The 15,971-nt window shown below is 42.6% G+C and carries 11 protein-coding genes; 7 read left to right on the forward strand and 4 right to left on the reverse strand.

What is annotated here, in order from left to right:
* Positions 1 to 330: 330 nt before the first annotated feature.
* The 3 genes from AAEY78_RS04095 to AAEY78_RS04105 all read left to right on the forward strand — a co-directional run bounded on the left by AAEY78_RS04095 (position 331) and on the right by AAEY78_RS04105 (position 5,832).
* On the forward strand, positions 331 to 2,115 hold the full coding sequence (locus tag AAEY78_RS04095; protein WP_352337542.1) for an acyl-CoA dehydrogenase C-terminal domain-containing protein: 1,785 nt from the start codon (positions 331 to 333) through the stop codon (positions 2,113 to 2,115).
* A 441-nt stretch (positions 2,116 to 2,556) separates the two neighbouring features.
* Positions 2,557 to 5,046 (forward strand): site-specific recombinase, encoded by a 2,490-nt coding sequence (locus AAEY78_RS04100; protein ID WP_352337543.1) that lies wholly within the window; start codon positions 2,557 to 2,559, stop codon positions 5,044 to 5,046.
* Positions 5,047 to 5,286: 240 nt separating this feature from the next.
* The gene (locus AAEY78_RS04105) at positions 5,287 to 5,832 is read left to right on the forward strand and encodes a DUF2058 domain-containing protein (protein WP_352337545.1); all 546 of its coding nucleotides are present in this window, start codon (positions 5,287 to 5,289) and stop codon (positions 5,830 to 5,832) included.
* A gap of 121 nt (positions 5,833 to 5,953) precedes the next feature.
* Here AAEY78_RS04105 and AAEY78_RS04110 read toward each other — a convergent pair whose 3' ends face one another.
* The 3 genes from AAEY78_RS04110 to pdxA form a co-directional block, all read right to left on the reverse strand.
* Entirely contained in the window at positions 5,954 to 6,790 is an 837-nt protein-coding gene (locus AAEY78_RS04110) for a symmetrical bis(5'-nucleosyl)-tetraphosphatase (protein ID WP_352337546.1), read from the reverse strand.
* 182 nt (positions 6,791 to 6,972) lie between these two features.
* Positions 6,973 to 7,836: a 16S rRNA (adenine(1518)-N(6)/adenine(1519)-N(6))-dimethyltransferase RsmA gene (gene rsmA, locus AAEY78_RS04115; protein ID WP_352337548.1), complete on the reverse strand. Its 864-nt coding sequence runs from the start codon at positions 7,834 to 7,836 to the stop codon at positions 6,973 to 6,975.
* A gap of 140 nt (positions 7,837 to 7,976) precedes the next feature.
* Positions 7,977 to 9,053, reverse strand: coding sequence for a 4-hydroxythreonine-4-phosphate dehydrogenase PdxA (pdxA, locus tag AAEY78_RS04120; protein WP_352337550.1), 1,077 nt, complete (start codon positions 9,051 to 9,053; stop codon positions 7,977 to 7,979).
* 368 nt (positions 9,054 to 9,421) lie between these two features.
* Between pdxA and dnaB the strand changes: the two genes are divergently transcribed.
* From dnaB to argF, 3 genes are all read left to right on the forward strand, one after another.
* Positions 9,422 to 10,825 (forward strand): replicative DNA helicase, encoded by a 1,404-nt coding sequence (dnaB, locus tag AAEY78_RS04125; RefSeq protein WP_352337552.1) that lies wholly within the window; start codon positions 9,422 to 9,424, stop codon positions 10,823 to 10,825.
* Positions 10,826 to 10,973: 148 nt separating this feature from the next.
* Entirely contained in the window at positions 10,974 to 12,080 is a 1,107-nt protein-coding gene (gene alr / locus AAEY78_RS04130) for an alanine racemase (RefSeq protein WP_352337554.1), read from the forward strand.
* A 278-nt stretch (positions 12,081 to 12,358) separates the two neighbouring features.
* The gene (gene argF, locus AAEY78_RS04135; RefSeq protein WP_352337555.1) at positions 12,359 to 13,279 is read left to right on the forward strand and encodes an ornithine carbamoyltransferase; all 921 of its coding nucleotides are present in this window, start codon (positions 12,359 to 12,361) and stop codon (positions 13,277 to 13,279) included.
* Between the two features lie 127 nt (positions 13,280 to 13,406).
* Here the strand turns inward: argF and rpiA are convergent, their stop codons facing one another.
* Positions 13,407 to 14,066: a ribose-5-phosphate isomerase RpiA gene (gene rpiA / locus AAEY78_RS04140; protein ID WP_352337556.1), complete on the reverse strand. Its 660-nt coding sequence runs from the start codon at positions 14,064 to 14,066 to the stop codon at positions 13,407 to 13,409.
* 347 nt (positions 14,067 to 14,413) lie between these two features.
* Here rpiA and ilvA point away from each other — a divergent pair, with 347 nt between their 5' ends.
* Positions 14,414 to 15,967, forward strand: coding sequence for a threonine ammonia-lyase, biosynthetic (gene ilvA / locus AAEY78_RS04145; RefSeq protein ID WP_182406349.1), 1,554 nt, complete (start codon positions 14,414 to 14,416; stop codon positions 15,965 to 15,967).
* The last annotated feature ends 4 nt before the right edge of the window (positions 15,968 to 15,971 follow it).

Here is a 15,971-nt window from a genome sequence, read left to right on the forward strand (position 1 = left end):
AATTTGGATGCAACTCAATTTTAATCCCAATGAATCGGCAACATCTTTGAGATGTTGCCGTTTTTACTGGCTACTTTTTAGTTCTTAAGCTCTATTTTTATTATTAAAAATTTATTTGATGCAAGACAATGACTCAATTTTTTGGTGTACGCGCAATTCACGAAGCGATACAAAAGCGCAGCAGCTAATTTGCTACACTTTGATCATCGATTTGAGTTATTCATAATGACTATACGTAATAGCGATTACTAATAGTTATTTCTTAAAAATCATATTAAATCAAAATACTGCTCCCTCTTACTCTCATTTATTATAATCAAAGGAATGTTTATGTCAGTCTATAATGCTCCCCTTAACGATATGCGTTTTATCTTAACAGACGTGTTTAAAGCTCCTGAGTTTTGGCAAAATAATGACAATCTCTCTCATGTTGACATGGAAACGGTCGATATGATTTTAGAAGAAATGGCAAAACTATCTAAAAACGTGCTGCTTCCTATCAATCAAAGTGGTGATGAAGAAGGCGCGACCTTTCAAGGCAATGGCGTAGTCACAACCCCAACAGGATTTAAAGAAGCGTACCAACAATATGCAGAAGCTGGCTGGGTCGGTTTGGGCGGTAATCCTGAATATGGCGGACAAGGCTTCCCAAAAATGGTCACCATGCTGACTGAAGAGATGCTATTTACCACCAATCAATCTTTTACTTTATATCCAAATCTAACCGTTGGCGCAACGTTATGCCTGAATGATGCCGGCAGCGAAGAACAAAAACAAACTTATTTAGAAAAAATGTACGCTGGCGTTTGGTCAGGAACCATGTGCTTAACAGAGCCGCATGCAGGCACGGATTTGGGTATTATCAAAACCAAAGCCACTCCTAATGACGATGGCAGCTATCAGATTTCTGGCACTAAAATCTTTATTACTGGTGGTGAGCACGATTTAACCGAAAACATCATTCATCTGGTATTGGCAAAAACGCCTAATGCCCCTGAAGGCTCAAAAGGCATCTCTTTATTTGTCGTGCCAAAATTCTTGGTGAATGTTGACGGTAGTTTAGGCGCGCGTAACACGTTAGCCGCAGGCTCTATTGAGCATAAAATGGGCATTAAAGCTTCCGCGACTTGCGTGATGAATTTCGACAATGCCAAAGGCTGGATGGTTGGTGCTGAAAATACCGGCTTGTCATCGATGTTTATTATGATGAATTATGAGCGCGTGACCATGGGGCTACAAGGGCTTGGCGGTACAGAGCTTGCTTATCAGAACGCGGCACTATATGCGCTGGAGCGTGGTCAAGGTCGTAGCGATACCCAAATTCAAAGCCCAGAAAAGCCGGCAGATGCCATCATTTATCATGCCGATGTGCGCCGTATGCTGTTAAATGCTAAGGCTAATTCTGAAGCTTCACGCTGCTTTGCCATGTATGTTGCCAAGCAACTTGATACCGAAAAATTCAGCACTGATTCTGAAGCAGCGCAAGCGGCGGCGGCACGTGTGGCTTTATTGACGCCGATTGCAAAGGCTTTTTTAACCGATAAAGCGTTGGAAGCTACGGTTGATTGCCAGCAAGTCTTTGGTGGTCATGGTTATATTAAAGAATGGGGTATGGAGCAAATCGTCCGTGATACGCGTATTGCCCAGATTTATGAAGGCGCAAACGGTATTCAAGCACTTGATTTACTCAGTCGTAAAGTTGCGCGTAATAATGGCAAATATATAACTAACTTCTTGGGCGAGATTCGTGATTATGTTGCTTCTATGACAGCAGAGCATGGCATCAAACAAGCGACATTAACGGCAGCAGATACGATTGAAGCGTTAACCACAACAGTGCTTGCCAATATCAGTACTCGTAAGAGTGAGATTAACGGCTGTGCGGTGGATTATATGCATGCCGTCGGCTATCTGTGCTACGCCTATATGTTTGCTATGATGGTAGAAGCCGCTAATGGTAAAGCAGGCGATTTTTATACCAATAAAGCCAAGCTTGCGGATTACTTTGTCGGACGCATTCTGCCACGCCTTGATGCGCACGCGCAGATGGTACAAGCTGGAAGTGACCCTATCATGAGCTTTGATCTTGATTATTTTAACGTCTCTGCCAGCTAAATAGTGTTGGCACGTTTATTGTTTTAAGTTAAAAATTATTCTAAGTTAACAAGTATGTTAACCAAAAAAAGGCAGTCTGGTTACTGCCTTTTTTCATGCTCTATTAATTGCTAACAAAATAATTGCCCATCTACTCATCGTTCAGTTTAGAATAACTGGCAATGGTCATCAGTAACAACCACGAAATATCGAGTATCAAGCGTTCACAAATAAGTATTAAATAATTAACAATACTTTGTATAATCCTATTTTCCCCTAGCGCAACAACCTACTTCATGTAATATTATCGGGTTTATCGCGCTCATGTTTACTACGATCTCATTATATTTTTATACCAAATACTTTTGAAGCACCCTATTTTAGGCGGAAATCAAAATAAGATAATTCTAGACCAAAAGTAATATCCATTACAATCATAGCAATAATAATAAAGGGTACCTTGTGTCAGAAATTAAACGCATTTTGCAGCAGATTACTGCCTTAAGCGACGTGCCCGACGTGTCGGTGCTTAAACGCTTGATTGATGAGCTTCGGGTCAATGAAAAAAATCCCGCGCTTGCTAATAGAAAAATTCAATCTTTGATTGAAATTATGCAATTGCATCCAGAATATGGTGATGGACTTGCCAGCTTTGTCTTAAAGCTTATCATTCAATACCGCCAAATTGCCCTATATACCGATACCGGAATTATGTCAGATGAGGGCTTTTTTAGCAGTCTACGCCGCTTAATAGGTCATCGATTTTTGCCATTATTACCGCAAGATGATTCTGTTGTTGAATTGGTAGGCTACTTATTTGATCAGCGTCAAGACGAGCATTGGCTTGCTAGTATTGATAAAGATAAATGGGACGTATTGGTTGATTTACTTAAAGTTAAAAAAGAGCATTTGGACTTAGTTGCCACTGCCAAAAATAATATCTTGAATGCCATTGTTATTTTGTCTTATCGCGTTAGTGGCATTGGGCTACATCCCGATTTAATGGAATCTTATCCGCAAATATTAAACTACTCAGCATCTTTTGTCGCGCAAAACCAAGAAGCGGTACTCTTTGTCAATCAATATCGACAGGCGCATGAGCTGGATAATCTAACTGATATTACCCCTGAACAAGCGGTAAGCGCTGACCCATTATTGGTAATGGTTGAGCAGTGCGAGGATATTGTTGCGACCGTACGTAAGCGCATTTATAAAACCGGTATCTCTATTCGTTTGACCAATATGATGCTGCGCCTTGACCAAAGCTTACAACGTATACGTATCTTAACCAAGTTGGTATCGATTGATGGACTTAAGCGCGATCGCGCCATTATTGAGCTGATTCAAACGTTGGTCGTGACAGCAAATCGGCGCTATAGTATTGGCTATCTGATTGATAATAATACTAAGTTGCTATCGCGGAAAGTCACGGAAAACGCCAGCCGTGTCGGTGAGCACTATATCAGTACCGATAAGTCTGGCTATCAAAAAATGTTTAAAAAAGCCTCGATTGGCGGTTTTATTATTGCCTTTATGGCAACCACTAAAATCGTTACTTATCAGTTGGCAATTGCTCCGATGGGTCGCGCTTTTTTGAACAGTATGATTTATGGTCTCGGCTTTGTGTTTATTCATATTGTGCATGGCACGGTCGCGACCAAGCAGCCAGCGATGACAGCAGCGGCCATTGCCTCCACCATCTCTGACAGTTCCGGGAAAAAATCTCATCAGTTAACCAAGCTATCAGAGCTGGTGGTCGATATTATGCGTACCCAGTTTATTGCTATTATGGGTAATATAATGATGGCAATTCCAGTTGCTTTGACCATCTCTTATGTGTGGTTGCATTTGTCGGGCGCACCGATGATTAATACGGACAAAGCCGGACATCTCTTACATGAGCTTGACCCTTTTACCTCGTTAGCTTTGCCACATGCTGCGATTGCTGGGGTGTATCTGTTTTTATCAGGATTGATTGCTGGTTATTACGATAATTTAGCCGTTTATAATAATATTGGCGCGCGTATTCGTCGCCATCGCTTTTTGCAAAAATTATTACCGGCAACTTGGCTTGAGCGCTTCAGCACCTTTATAGAAGCCAATCTTGGCGCTATTATGGGTAACTTTATTTTTGGTATCTTCTTGGGCAGCACTGCAACCATTGGGTTCTTATTTGGTTTGCCCATTGATATTCGCCACATTGCCTTTGCTTCAGCCAATCTAGCTCACGGTCTATTTAACTTGGCACCCGATCAGATGAGTTGGCAAATCGTCCTACTATCCGCTATGGGCGTGTTAATGATTGGTATGGTCAACTTAATGGTCAGCTTCTCGCTGGCGTTATTTGTAGCATTACGCTCAAAAGAAGTACAGTTTTTGGAATGGAGTCGCCTGACTAAACAGTTATTCAGTCATATGATGACCCATCCGTCTGACTTTTTTTGGCCGCGTGACAAACCGATGAAATATGCGCGGATTGATAGCCAAGGGCATATGATATTTGACGATAGCGCCATACAAAATAGTGGCAAGCCCTTACCCCGTAATTATGTTGTACGGCGTTTATCTGAGGTAAAAATACTGTCTAAATCCAAGCTGGCTGCTAATATAGAAACGGATATTCATTATGAAAACCAACCTCAGACTAATGATGGTAATACCGAACAAGAAGCGCAAATCACTCAAACCACTTTGTCTAATGCCTCACTTAAACAGGTTATTGATCTAGATGACGGTCTGGTCGATGAAGAGCTGAACAGCACGCCTTATACTGATGATATCCAGTATGACAAGGCAACCAAAACTTTGGGTGCGCATGGTGATTATGACCATCTTGGCGTAAGCGATAGTGGTACTAATAGCACTAATAACAACAGCCCTGATAGTAAAGCCGCTGGCGATGCCAAAACGCCGTTACCAAAACCCAAAAAGCCACCAAATTTACCCAGCTAGTGACGACTTGCAGCAATGGCATGGCTGTTTAAATCCTAACTTAGACCTTAATAATATTGATAATTTATTCATTGAAATTTTAGGGATTAGGCTTGCAGGTGGTTAAAAGGATAAGCGTTTGATAATTTAAGATGTCGGATTAACAAATGACACGCTCATGCAAAATTTGTTACCATCCATTTTAACATACTGAAAGTACCGTATTTAAAATTTATAGCTCATTATTTAGGTGATTGGATTATGACCAAAAATGCCCTTCAGGCGCAATTATTAAAAGCTGGACTAGTAGACAATAAAAAAGCCAAGCAAATAAGCAAACAGTCGCAGCATGCTAAGCGTACTGGCGATGCAGAAAATGTCGCTGCCAAAAAAGCATTGGCTGAAGCACAAGCGCAAAAAATTGCCAAGGATCAGCAGCTTAATCAAGAAAGACAGCAACAACTAGAGCAAAAAATGCTCTATGCCAATATCATACAAATGATTAAGCAGCACCAGATTACCGATACGGTAGGCGAAATTAGCTACCAGTTTGTCGATCAATCTAAAGTTAAAAAACTCTATATTACCCAAAAGCTGTATGATCAAATTGTCGCAGGTCACGTGGTCATTGCGCGATTAGAAGAAAATAATGGATTGGATTATGCGTTATTGCCTCGTCCTTTAGCCGATCGTATCAACGCTAAGCTTGAAGGCTTTATTGTTGTTTCAAACGATCAGTCCGAGACCGAGCTGGAAACAGATGACCCTTATGCCGCTTACGTGATTCCTGATGATTTAATGTGGTAGTATGCCGTTCCTGTTAAACAGTACAGATAACAAAAAACCCTCCATAGCTGACTGTTTGCTATGGAGGGTTTTTTCATACCCAACTTATCAATTGCATTAATAAACCAACATTGTTCTACAGCTAAGGCATCGGACATTTCGCACTTGAGGTGAAAACCTTGCCATCACTTAAGCGATAAGCCATCAAATGATTACCCCAAACGCAGCCACCATCAAGCGCGCGTGCATGAGGTAAGTCAATTTTGCCTTTTAAAGCTGCCCAATGCCCGAACAATATCTTGCGCTCACGTGGTACTTGCCATTCAAACCATGGGGCAAAATCATCCGGCATGGCATCGTCAAGGCTAGAGGTAAAGCTAAACTCCAATGTGCCATCCTGTTTGCATAAACGCATACGGGTAAAGTAATTGGCAATGGCACGCATTTTGGTAAAACCATTAATATCATCATGCCAGTCGTCCGCAGTATTGCTATATAAATGCGGCAACATTCTATCAAGCTGATATAAACTGCCTTGCAACTGTGCCTCCAGCTGCTTAGCATATAATTCTGCTTCATCCAACGTCCAATGCGGTGGAATACCCGCGTGAACCATCACGGTATGCTCGTCAGGATACGCTAAAAGTGGCTGTTGACGTAACCACTGCAACAACTCGTCTTTATCTTTAGCCGCAAAAATCGGCGCAGTCTTGTCTTTTTTACGGATTTTGGTCGCACCGCGCCATACAGCAAGTAGATTCAAATCATGATTGCCAAGCACTGTGGCTGCCGCGCCTTGCTCGCATAAGGCTTTGACATCGCGCAAGGTGTTCAATGAATCTTCACCGCGCGCGACCAAATCGCCCGTAAACCATAACTTATCTTGCTTAGGATCAAAATTTAGCTTTTTTAAAAAATGCTCAAAGGCAGCATGGCAACCTTGCAGGTCACCGATGACATATTGATGGCGAAAACTCATATTACCTCAATTACAATAACTGATAACGATTATCAACACATCTGGTTAATAATCGTTTTTATGAATGGCTGCTATTGGTACGAATAGAAATAGCTCTACTTAATGTATATTATTTTATCGCGACTCTTGCCGTATTAGGCTTTTAATGGCTTAAGTTTTTAACGATTCAAGTTGCTAACGACTTAAACTTCTAACAACTTTGCCTGATTACTCAGTGCCACAAAATCACTAACGCTCAGCGTTTCCGGTCGTGCCTGCGGATCAATACCACAAGCCGCAAAATCATCTTCACTTAATGTGGGTAGCAAGGTTGAGTTTTTAAAGATAGCACGGAGGGTTTTACGGCGGTGATTGAACGTTTCGCGTACTACAAGTGCAAAATACTGCTCATTTTCTGCAACAATGGGCTTATTAACATAAGGCGTCAAACGAAAAACCGCGCTGGTCACCTTTGGCGGTGGATTAAATGCGCCACGCGGTACAGTGAGCAGATAATCTGTATTGCAGTGATACTGCATGATGACGGATAGACGACCATATATTTTGCTGCCCACCTCGGCAGTGATGCGCTCAACAACTTCCTTTTGCAGCATAAAATGCATGTCTTGAATCACATCGGCATAACTGAGCAGATGAAACAATATCGGTGTCGAGATATTATAAGGCAAGTTTCCAACTACCCGCAGTTTGCCACGCTCTGCACTATACAGCGCACGATAGTCGACATTCATGGCATTGTCTTTAATAATCGTAAAGTTCGGATGGCTATTAGCTCCGATACGAATACGTAAGCTATCTGCCAAATCACGATCCAACTCAATCACTGTCATTGCATCTACTTCAGCAAGTAGCGGCTCAGTCAGTGCTCCCATACCGGGACCAATTTCTATTAAATTATCATCGCGCTCTAAGCGAATACTTTCAACAATCTCACGAATCACACTACGATCATGTAAGAAGTTTTGCCCAAAGCGTTTTCGAGGTTGGTGTTTTGTAGCGCGTAAACTATCAGACAAAGTTTTGGCGTCAAATGAAGGTTTAGACATAAAGTGTTCTTAATTAAAAAGTAAAATAGTCACTGCCATTGAATCAGGCAATAAATGAGGCGTTTATAATATTGAAATTATATCACAGCTCATTATCAGACTGTATTTTGCATTCGCTTCCGCTGTGACAAATCGACCAGTTACTCTGCCAATACTTTATTCGCCATCTCATCTGCCATCACTAATGCTTGGTATAAGCTTGTAGCACTAGCACCGCCACGCCCTGCCAAATCAAGCGCCGTACCGTGATCGACTGAAGTGCGAATATAAGGCAAGCCCAATGTTAAATTAACGGTATCACCAAAACCATGCGATTTAAGCACCGGCAAGCCTTGGTCATGAAACATGGCAATCACGGCATCGCAATTTTCTAAATGTCTTGAGGTAAATAAGGTATCGGCTGGCATAGCTTCTGAAATATCAGCCCCTTTTGCGATAAACTCTTGCAACACCGGATTGATAATCTCAATCTCCTCCATTCCCAAATGCCCGCCCTCACCTGCATGTGGATTCAGCCCACACACTAAAATACGCGGATTTTTAAGACCGAATTTTTCTCGCATATCATCAAGCACGATTTGTACCGTTTGGCGTACATTTTCTTTAGTAATTGCCGCAGGAACATCTCTTAATGCCAAATGAGTAGTGACAAGCGCGACTTTCATCGCTTGATTGGCAAGCATCATCACTACTTTATCACAGCCACTTTGCTGCATAAAAAACTCGGTGTGTCCGCTAAACATAGTGCCATCTAACAATTTGATATCAGCGTCAATCAACGCGGACTTTTGCAAGGGACCGGTGACAATAGCAGCGACTTGGTGAGTGACAGCAAGTTGATGGGCAATCTCCAACTGCTGAGCGACCATAATCGCGTTATTAATGTCAATTTGTCCGGCAATCACAGGTGCACCGCATGGCACATCGAGCAAGATAAAATCATTGGCAACCGCATCATTGCTAGCCAGCTGTGCTACTGCCTTAACAAAATCCGTTGCTTCTGCTTGCGCATCTACGATTTGCCACGAAGGACAACTCTGTAGCACGCCCGCAGCAACAAGTTGTTCTGCGCGTGCCTGCATTGCTTCGGCATCAGCAGTCACCCAAATAGGACGCCCGAAACCTTGCAATTTATTTTCTTGTGCCAAGATTAGTACCACATCCATACCAATTCCGGCAGGCTCACCCGTTGTTAGCAGTAAAGGTTGTTTTTGCATCAAAATATCCTTATGAATGATTTAGCTATCAGTTTTTATTGTGTTTTTTAAATAGGTACGAGCGTTATAAACGCCTAGTCTAGAAACGAGTTCATAAATATTAATCCATGGGAATAATTATGAAAAATTGTCATACTAGAACTTAGTACCGTTGTAATGTGATAGACTTTCGCCCTTGATTGTAACATCAATTACCATGGCATTAGCGCGCGTTTTAGTACCGCTATTGTTGGTATTTAATGCGTTTTTTGATGCTATCGCTTACGATGATAGTCGCTTTTAATGGCACTAATCACAGCGTGCGCGACTTTACAATTTCAAACTCTACCCCTTTGAACTTTTATATACTGATAAATCATTAGGCACTCATGGCAGACACCGATAAAACTGACGACTTACTCAATCAGACACCGCCGCATAATATTGATATTGAAAAGGCGCTACTGGCTTCTTTAATGAGTATTGAGGAGGCGTATGACAAGATTGCCGATATCGTCTCTAAAGACGACTTTTATGCTGGACGTCATCAACATATTTTTGATGCGATTGCCCATTTGGCAGCGGTAAATGAGCCTTATGATACGGTTATGGTGCATGATTGGTTAGAGGCGCAAAAGCTGTTAAAAAACGCAGGTGGTGACAGTTATCTTGCCGATATTTTAAGCCAAAGCCCAGCGACGTTATTTAACTTGACTGCCTATGCGCAGCGTGTCCGCGAGCTATCAACGCTGCGCCAATTGATTACCACTGGCAATGAAATGCTAACCTTAGCATATAACCCTAAAGACAGAACGGTTAGTGATATTTTAGACAGTGTTGAAGCGACTATTTTCAGTATTAATGAGCAGCATAATAAGCGCGCTGAGCAACGCGGACCCGTTGGTATTACGGCGGTTTTAACCAATGTTATTGATAAAATTCAAGAGCTAAAATCCAATCCTGATGGCATGATTGGACTGCAAACGCCCTTTGTGGAATTAAACAATAAAACTCAAGGCTTGCAAGCGGGCGATTTGGTCATTGTTGCAGCGCGTCCTTCAATGGGTAAAACGACCTTTGCTATGAATTTAGCAGAAGGAATTTTATTTAATGAAGATTTGCCCGTCGTCGTATTTTCAATGGAGATGCCGGCAGAATCTATCGTGATGCGTCTGTTGTCGTCGTGGGGAGCAATTAACCAAACCCATTTGCGTTCAGGACAAATGAATGAGGATGAGTGGGCAAAAATGATGAATGCGATTCAGCATTTGCAATCCAAGCATTTATATATTGATGACAGTACCGCCCTACCGCCCTCCGAGCTACGCTCTCGCTGCCGCCGTATTGCCAAAAACCATGACGGTAAACTAGGTGCTATCATTGTCGATTATCTACAATTAATGAAAGTGCCTAGTCTTGATGGCAACCGTGTTGGCGAGATTTCGGAGATTTCACGGAGTCTAAAGGCATTAGCACGCGAGCTTGAATGTCCAGTTATCGCGCTATCGCAGTTGAATCGTAGCTTGGAAAATCGTCCGAATAAGCGCCCAATCATGTCAGATTTGCGCGAATCTGGCGCGATTGAGCAGGATGCCGATTTGATTATGTTTATTTATCGTGATGAGGTTTATAATGAGAATTCAGACCACAAAGGCGTGGCTGAAATTATTATTGGTAAGCAGCGTAATGGTCCTATTGGTACGTTACGCTTGGCGTTTGAAGGGCAATTCACCCGCTTTACCAATCTGACCCCTGAGTATTATCAAGGCAGGAGCTTTGATGATGACGAGTAACAATTAAGTGTTTGCTCATTATCATTTAATTCATTTTTTATCCATTTCTTCATCCCATTCTGCTACGGATAGTAAATCGCTATTCATAAAAAGAGCTTTGACTAATCTGTAGCTTTGCTTTACCACTTTGCTAATAAAGAAGCCGATTATGCGCACCATCACGATTAAGCCTCAAGCACTTACCCACAACTTAAACCAAGTCAAAAAACGCGCCCCCACGGCTAAAATATTAGCCATGGTAAAAGCCAATGCATATGGACATGGGGTTAAAGCAGTACTACCCGCGCTGCAACAGGCAGATGGTATTGGCGTGGCAACGCTGTTAGAGGCAATAGAGGCGCGTGATTTGGGTTGGAATAAAACGATCGGCTTAATCGAAGGGGTATTAACTCAAAGTGAATGGCAGCAGGCGATTGATAATGATTTAAGCTGTGTGATTCACCATAACCCGCAGCTTGAATGGGCGTTAGACAATGTCCCTGTAATAGACAGCCCAACGCGGCTAGTCTGGCTAAAATTTAATACCGGCATGAATCGCTTAGGCTTTAATGAGCAGACTATTTTGGATGCTGCTCAGCGTCTGCATGATGCCGGTTATCAGCTGATTCTTACCACCCATTTTGCCAATGCTGATGATGTTCATCATCCGCTCAATGCCATTCAAAAACAACGCTTTGCCGATATGCTTAATATCTTACGAGAGACTGTGAGTCAAGATGTGCAAGGCTCGCTATGCAATTCATCAGGACTAATCAATTTTCCTGACAGTCATTACGATTGGGTACGTCCGGGTATCATGCTATACGGCAGCTCACCCATTAAGAATATGTGTGCGCATGAGTTAAACTTGCAACCAGCGATGGATTTTAGCGCGCAGATTATGGCGCTACAAACGATAAAAGTGGGTGATGCCATTGGTTATGGCAGCCACTGGATTGCGCAGCAAGAAACCAGAACTGCGTTGGTAAGTATTGGCTATGGTGACGGCTATCCGCGCATACTCAATCAAGATGCTTATGTTTCAGTGATTGATGAGAGCACCAATCAAAGCTACCCTTGCCCTGTTCGCGGTCGGGTTGCTATGGATATGATTGTCATTGATATCAGCTCCACACCTATAACGCTTGCTTTAGATAGTAAGGTGATACTTTGGGGCAGCGCGCCGCATGTTGATGAGGTGGCAAACCATGCTGGAACAATAGGCTACGAGTTATTATGTCGCCTAAGTACCCGACCGCTGCGCATGCAGAATTAAGTTGCATTGCATTATCAAAGCGCGGTCTTAAAGTTAATAAAGCGATTTTAAAAGTTATTTCAAAATAGCAGGTAAATATTTTAGTAAGTGCCTTTATTGGTAAATCATTTTCATAGAAAAATGGTCAAGTTTATTATGGCAAAATTGGGCGTTTACATTATCCTCAATTGCGCTATACTAAAATTTTGTTGTCAGCACGCTATCGGTCATTTTGCCATATCGTCGACTACTGATAACCTTCCATTTTCCATTGACTGTGATCGACTGCTAGGATTGCTATGAGTTTGCGCCATTTTTTGACTTTATCTGATTTAACCAAACAAGAACTACAAGCCCTTATCAAACGCGGCAGCGAGTTGCGCAAAATGCAGCATGCCGGTGAGATTTACCAACCTTTTGTTGGTCGGACGCTGGGCATGATTTTTGAGAAATCCTCTACCCGTACGCGTATCTCCTTTGAGACTGGCATGGGGCAATTTGGTGGCAGCGCGATATTTTTATCACCAAATGATACCCAGTTGGGTCGCGGTGAGCCGCTTGAGGATTCCGCACGGGTGATATCTAGTATGGTCGATATCATTATGATTCGTACCTTTGGGCATGAAAAAGTTGAAACCTTTGCAGAATATTCTAGCGTACCGATTATTAATGCTTTAACCGATGAGTTCCATCCGTGTCAATTGCTGGCTGATATGCAAACTTACTATGAGCATCACGGCAGTATTGAAAATAAAATTGTCACGTGGGTTGGTGATGGCAACAATATGTGCGCCTCCTATATGCAAGCGGCAAATCAGTTTGGCTTTGAGCTACGCGTTGCTGCCCCTTATGGTTTTGAGCCAGATCCGGTACTTATGGAGCAGTTCTCGCATTGTGTTAGCCTAGTTGAAAATGTGCAAGATGCAGCAAAAGACTCAAACCTGATTGTCACCGATGTATGGGCGAGTATGGGGCAAGAATCTGAGCAAAGCACTCGCGCGCGTCGTTTTGCGCCTTATCAAGTGACACCATCGTTATTGGATAAAGCCGATCCTGATGTGGTGTTTATGCATTGCTTACCAGCGCATCGCGGTGAAGAGATTTCTCATGATATGCTTGATGACCCGCGTTCAGTCGTTTGGGATGAAGCTGAAAACCGGTTACATGCGCAAAAAGCACTGATGGAATTTTTATTAAAAGATAAGATTAAATTGTCTTAATGATATAAAAAACGTATTTTAAAAGTCCATAAAAAAGGCAGGCTACTTAACGTAACCTGCCTTTTTCTTATCTTGTACTTAAATACTCATCAATCAACTTATTAATGAAGCTTTAACGCAGCAAACATTAACGCAAAATAGTTTTAACGCCATTACTACCAGCTTTGAGCAAAATATCCGCTTGATTGGCGGCAAAAATACCATTACAAACCACGCCAACGATATTATTTAATTGCTGCTCAAGGGCGATAGGATCGCTAACATCCAAGTCATAGGTATCTAAAATCACATTGCCATAATCAGTAACGAAATCTTCACGATATACTGGCTCACCGCCCAATTGCGCCAATTGACGAGCAACATACGAGCGCGCTTGTGGTAAGACTTCAATCGGCACCGGAAATGCGCGCCCTAACACATCAACCATCTTGCTGTCATCAACCATGCAGATAAACTGATTGGACGCTGCGGCAACGATTTTTTCACGGGTTAATGCGCCACCACCACCTTTAATAAGTTGCAAATGCGCATTTACTTCGTCTGCGCCATCGATATATAAATCAAGCGTACCGGCAAAGTTTAAATCGACCACTTCAATGCCAAGCGCACGAAGCTTATCTTCAGTCACTTGCGAGCTGGCAACCGCACCGGCAAGCCTAAGCTGCGGCAATAACTCAATCAAGCAGTTGACCGTGCTGCCCGTCCCTACACCAAGTATCATATCGTCTTCAATATAGCGTAGCGCAGCCTTGGCAGCGGCTTGCTTTTGTGCGTGCTGATCACTCATCATAAATCCTTGGCAAGGTAAAATAATATAAAAAATGCGCGCTTATTATAACTGATAGTGCTAAGCACTGGCTATGCTTGTCTGAGGTCATTAGTAATTATCCATTGATAATCATTCCTTGATATTCTCGTATTAAAAGCAGCCTATTATTACAACAACTACAGCAACCTTCTCATTTTACTAGATAAATTAACGTTTGAAGTTAAGCTGAGACGCTTATCGCCTTAAAATGGATGGCAAAAATTGCAATTGCGCCTTGCAAGATACCAAAAATCAGCATAGGCTAATCTATTTCGTTTTTACCATTGTTTGTCTTCTGTTTATTCACTTTTATATTAGGAACCATTATGCTGTCACACTGGGTACGAGCCATCTTGCAAGCCACCGTCTATGACGTTGCCATTCAAACCCCTCTTGAGCCTGCACCCAAGCTGACCCAGCGTTTTGCTAATGATATTCGTCTAAAGCGTGAAGACCTGCAGCCGGTTTTTTCTTTTAAATTGCGCGGTGCTTATAACCGAATTAGCCAGCTGAGTGATGAGCAAAAAGCGCGTGGCGTTATTTGTGCGTCAGCCGGTAATCATGCCCAAGGCGTGGCTTATTCTGCTCGTAAATTATCTCTTAATAACATCATTGTGATGCCAACCACGACCCCAGATATCAAGGTCGACGCGGTTAAAGCACTGGGCGGTAATGTTGATTTATATGGCGATAGTTTTGATCAGGCAAATCGTTATGCGATTGATCGCGCTGCACGTGAAGGCTTAACTTTTATCCCGCCCTATGATGATGAATTGGTTATTGCGGGGCAAGGAACAATTGGGCTTGAGCTGACCCAACAATGGCGCAATATGGATTACGTCTTTGTAGCCGTTGGCGGCGGTGGTCTTATTTCAGGGATTGCCGCATTTTTAGGTGAAGTGGCACCGCATGTGAAAGTTATTGCCGTAGAGGCGGATCAATCGGCTAGCTTAAAAGCAGCGCTAGAAGCCAATGAGCGAGTCATACTGCCACAAGTGGGCTTATTCGTCGATGGTGTTGCCGTTGCTCAAATCGGTAAGCTGCCGTTCGATGTGGTGCGCATGCAAAAAAGCGATAACTCAGGACCTGTTGTCGAGCCGGAAGTCGTTACTTGTACCAATGATGAAGTGTGCGCCGCTATTAAAGATGTGTTTGAAGAAAACCGTAGTATCGTTGAGCCTGCTGGCGCGCTCTCTGTTGCCGGTATGAAAAAATATATTAAAGCCAATAATTTACAAGGTAAAAACTGCGTTGGCATTATTTGCGGTGCTAATATGAATTTTGATCGCCTGCGTTATATTGCTGAGCGCACTGAAATTGGTGAGAAGAAAGAAGCCATTTTTGCCGTCACCATTCCTGAAAAAACGGGTGCATTCTTAAACTTCTGTCGCAGCCTACATGGCCGTAATATTACTGAGTTTAACTATCGTGCCGACCATCAACAGTCGCCCGACTCTATGGATCCTGCGGCTATTTTTGTCGGTATTGCACTAAAAGAGGGTGATAAAGAGCGCGAGACTATCAGCAATCAATTAGCCGCTGACGGCTATCTAGCCTATGATTTAACCGATGACGATATTGCCAAATCGCACATTCGCCATTTGATTGGCGGTCATGCTCATGTTGAAAACGAGCAATTATTAAAAATTAAATTTCCCGAACGTCCGGGCGCTTTATTAACCTTTTTAGAAAAGCTGGGTGATGACTTTAATATTACCTTATTTCATTATCGCAATCATGGCGCTGCTGAAGGTCGGGTATTGGTCGGGCTACAAGCCTCTGAGAGCAATTCACGCTTATTACAAGATGCGCTGCTCGATATCGGCTATGACTGTATCGCTATCAATGATAATATCGGCTATCAGTTATTTTTAAAATAAACAC

The organism is Psychrobacter sp. 16-MNA-CIBAN-0192, from assembly GCF_040309565.1.
Lineage (GTDB): Bacteria > Pseudomonadota > Gammaproteobacteria > Pseudomonadales > Moraxellaceae > Psychrobacter.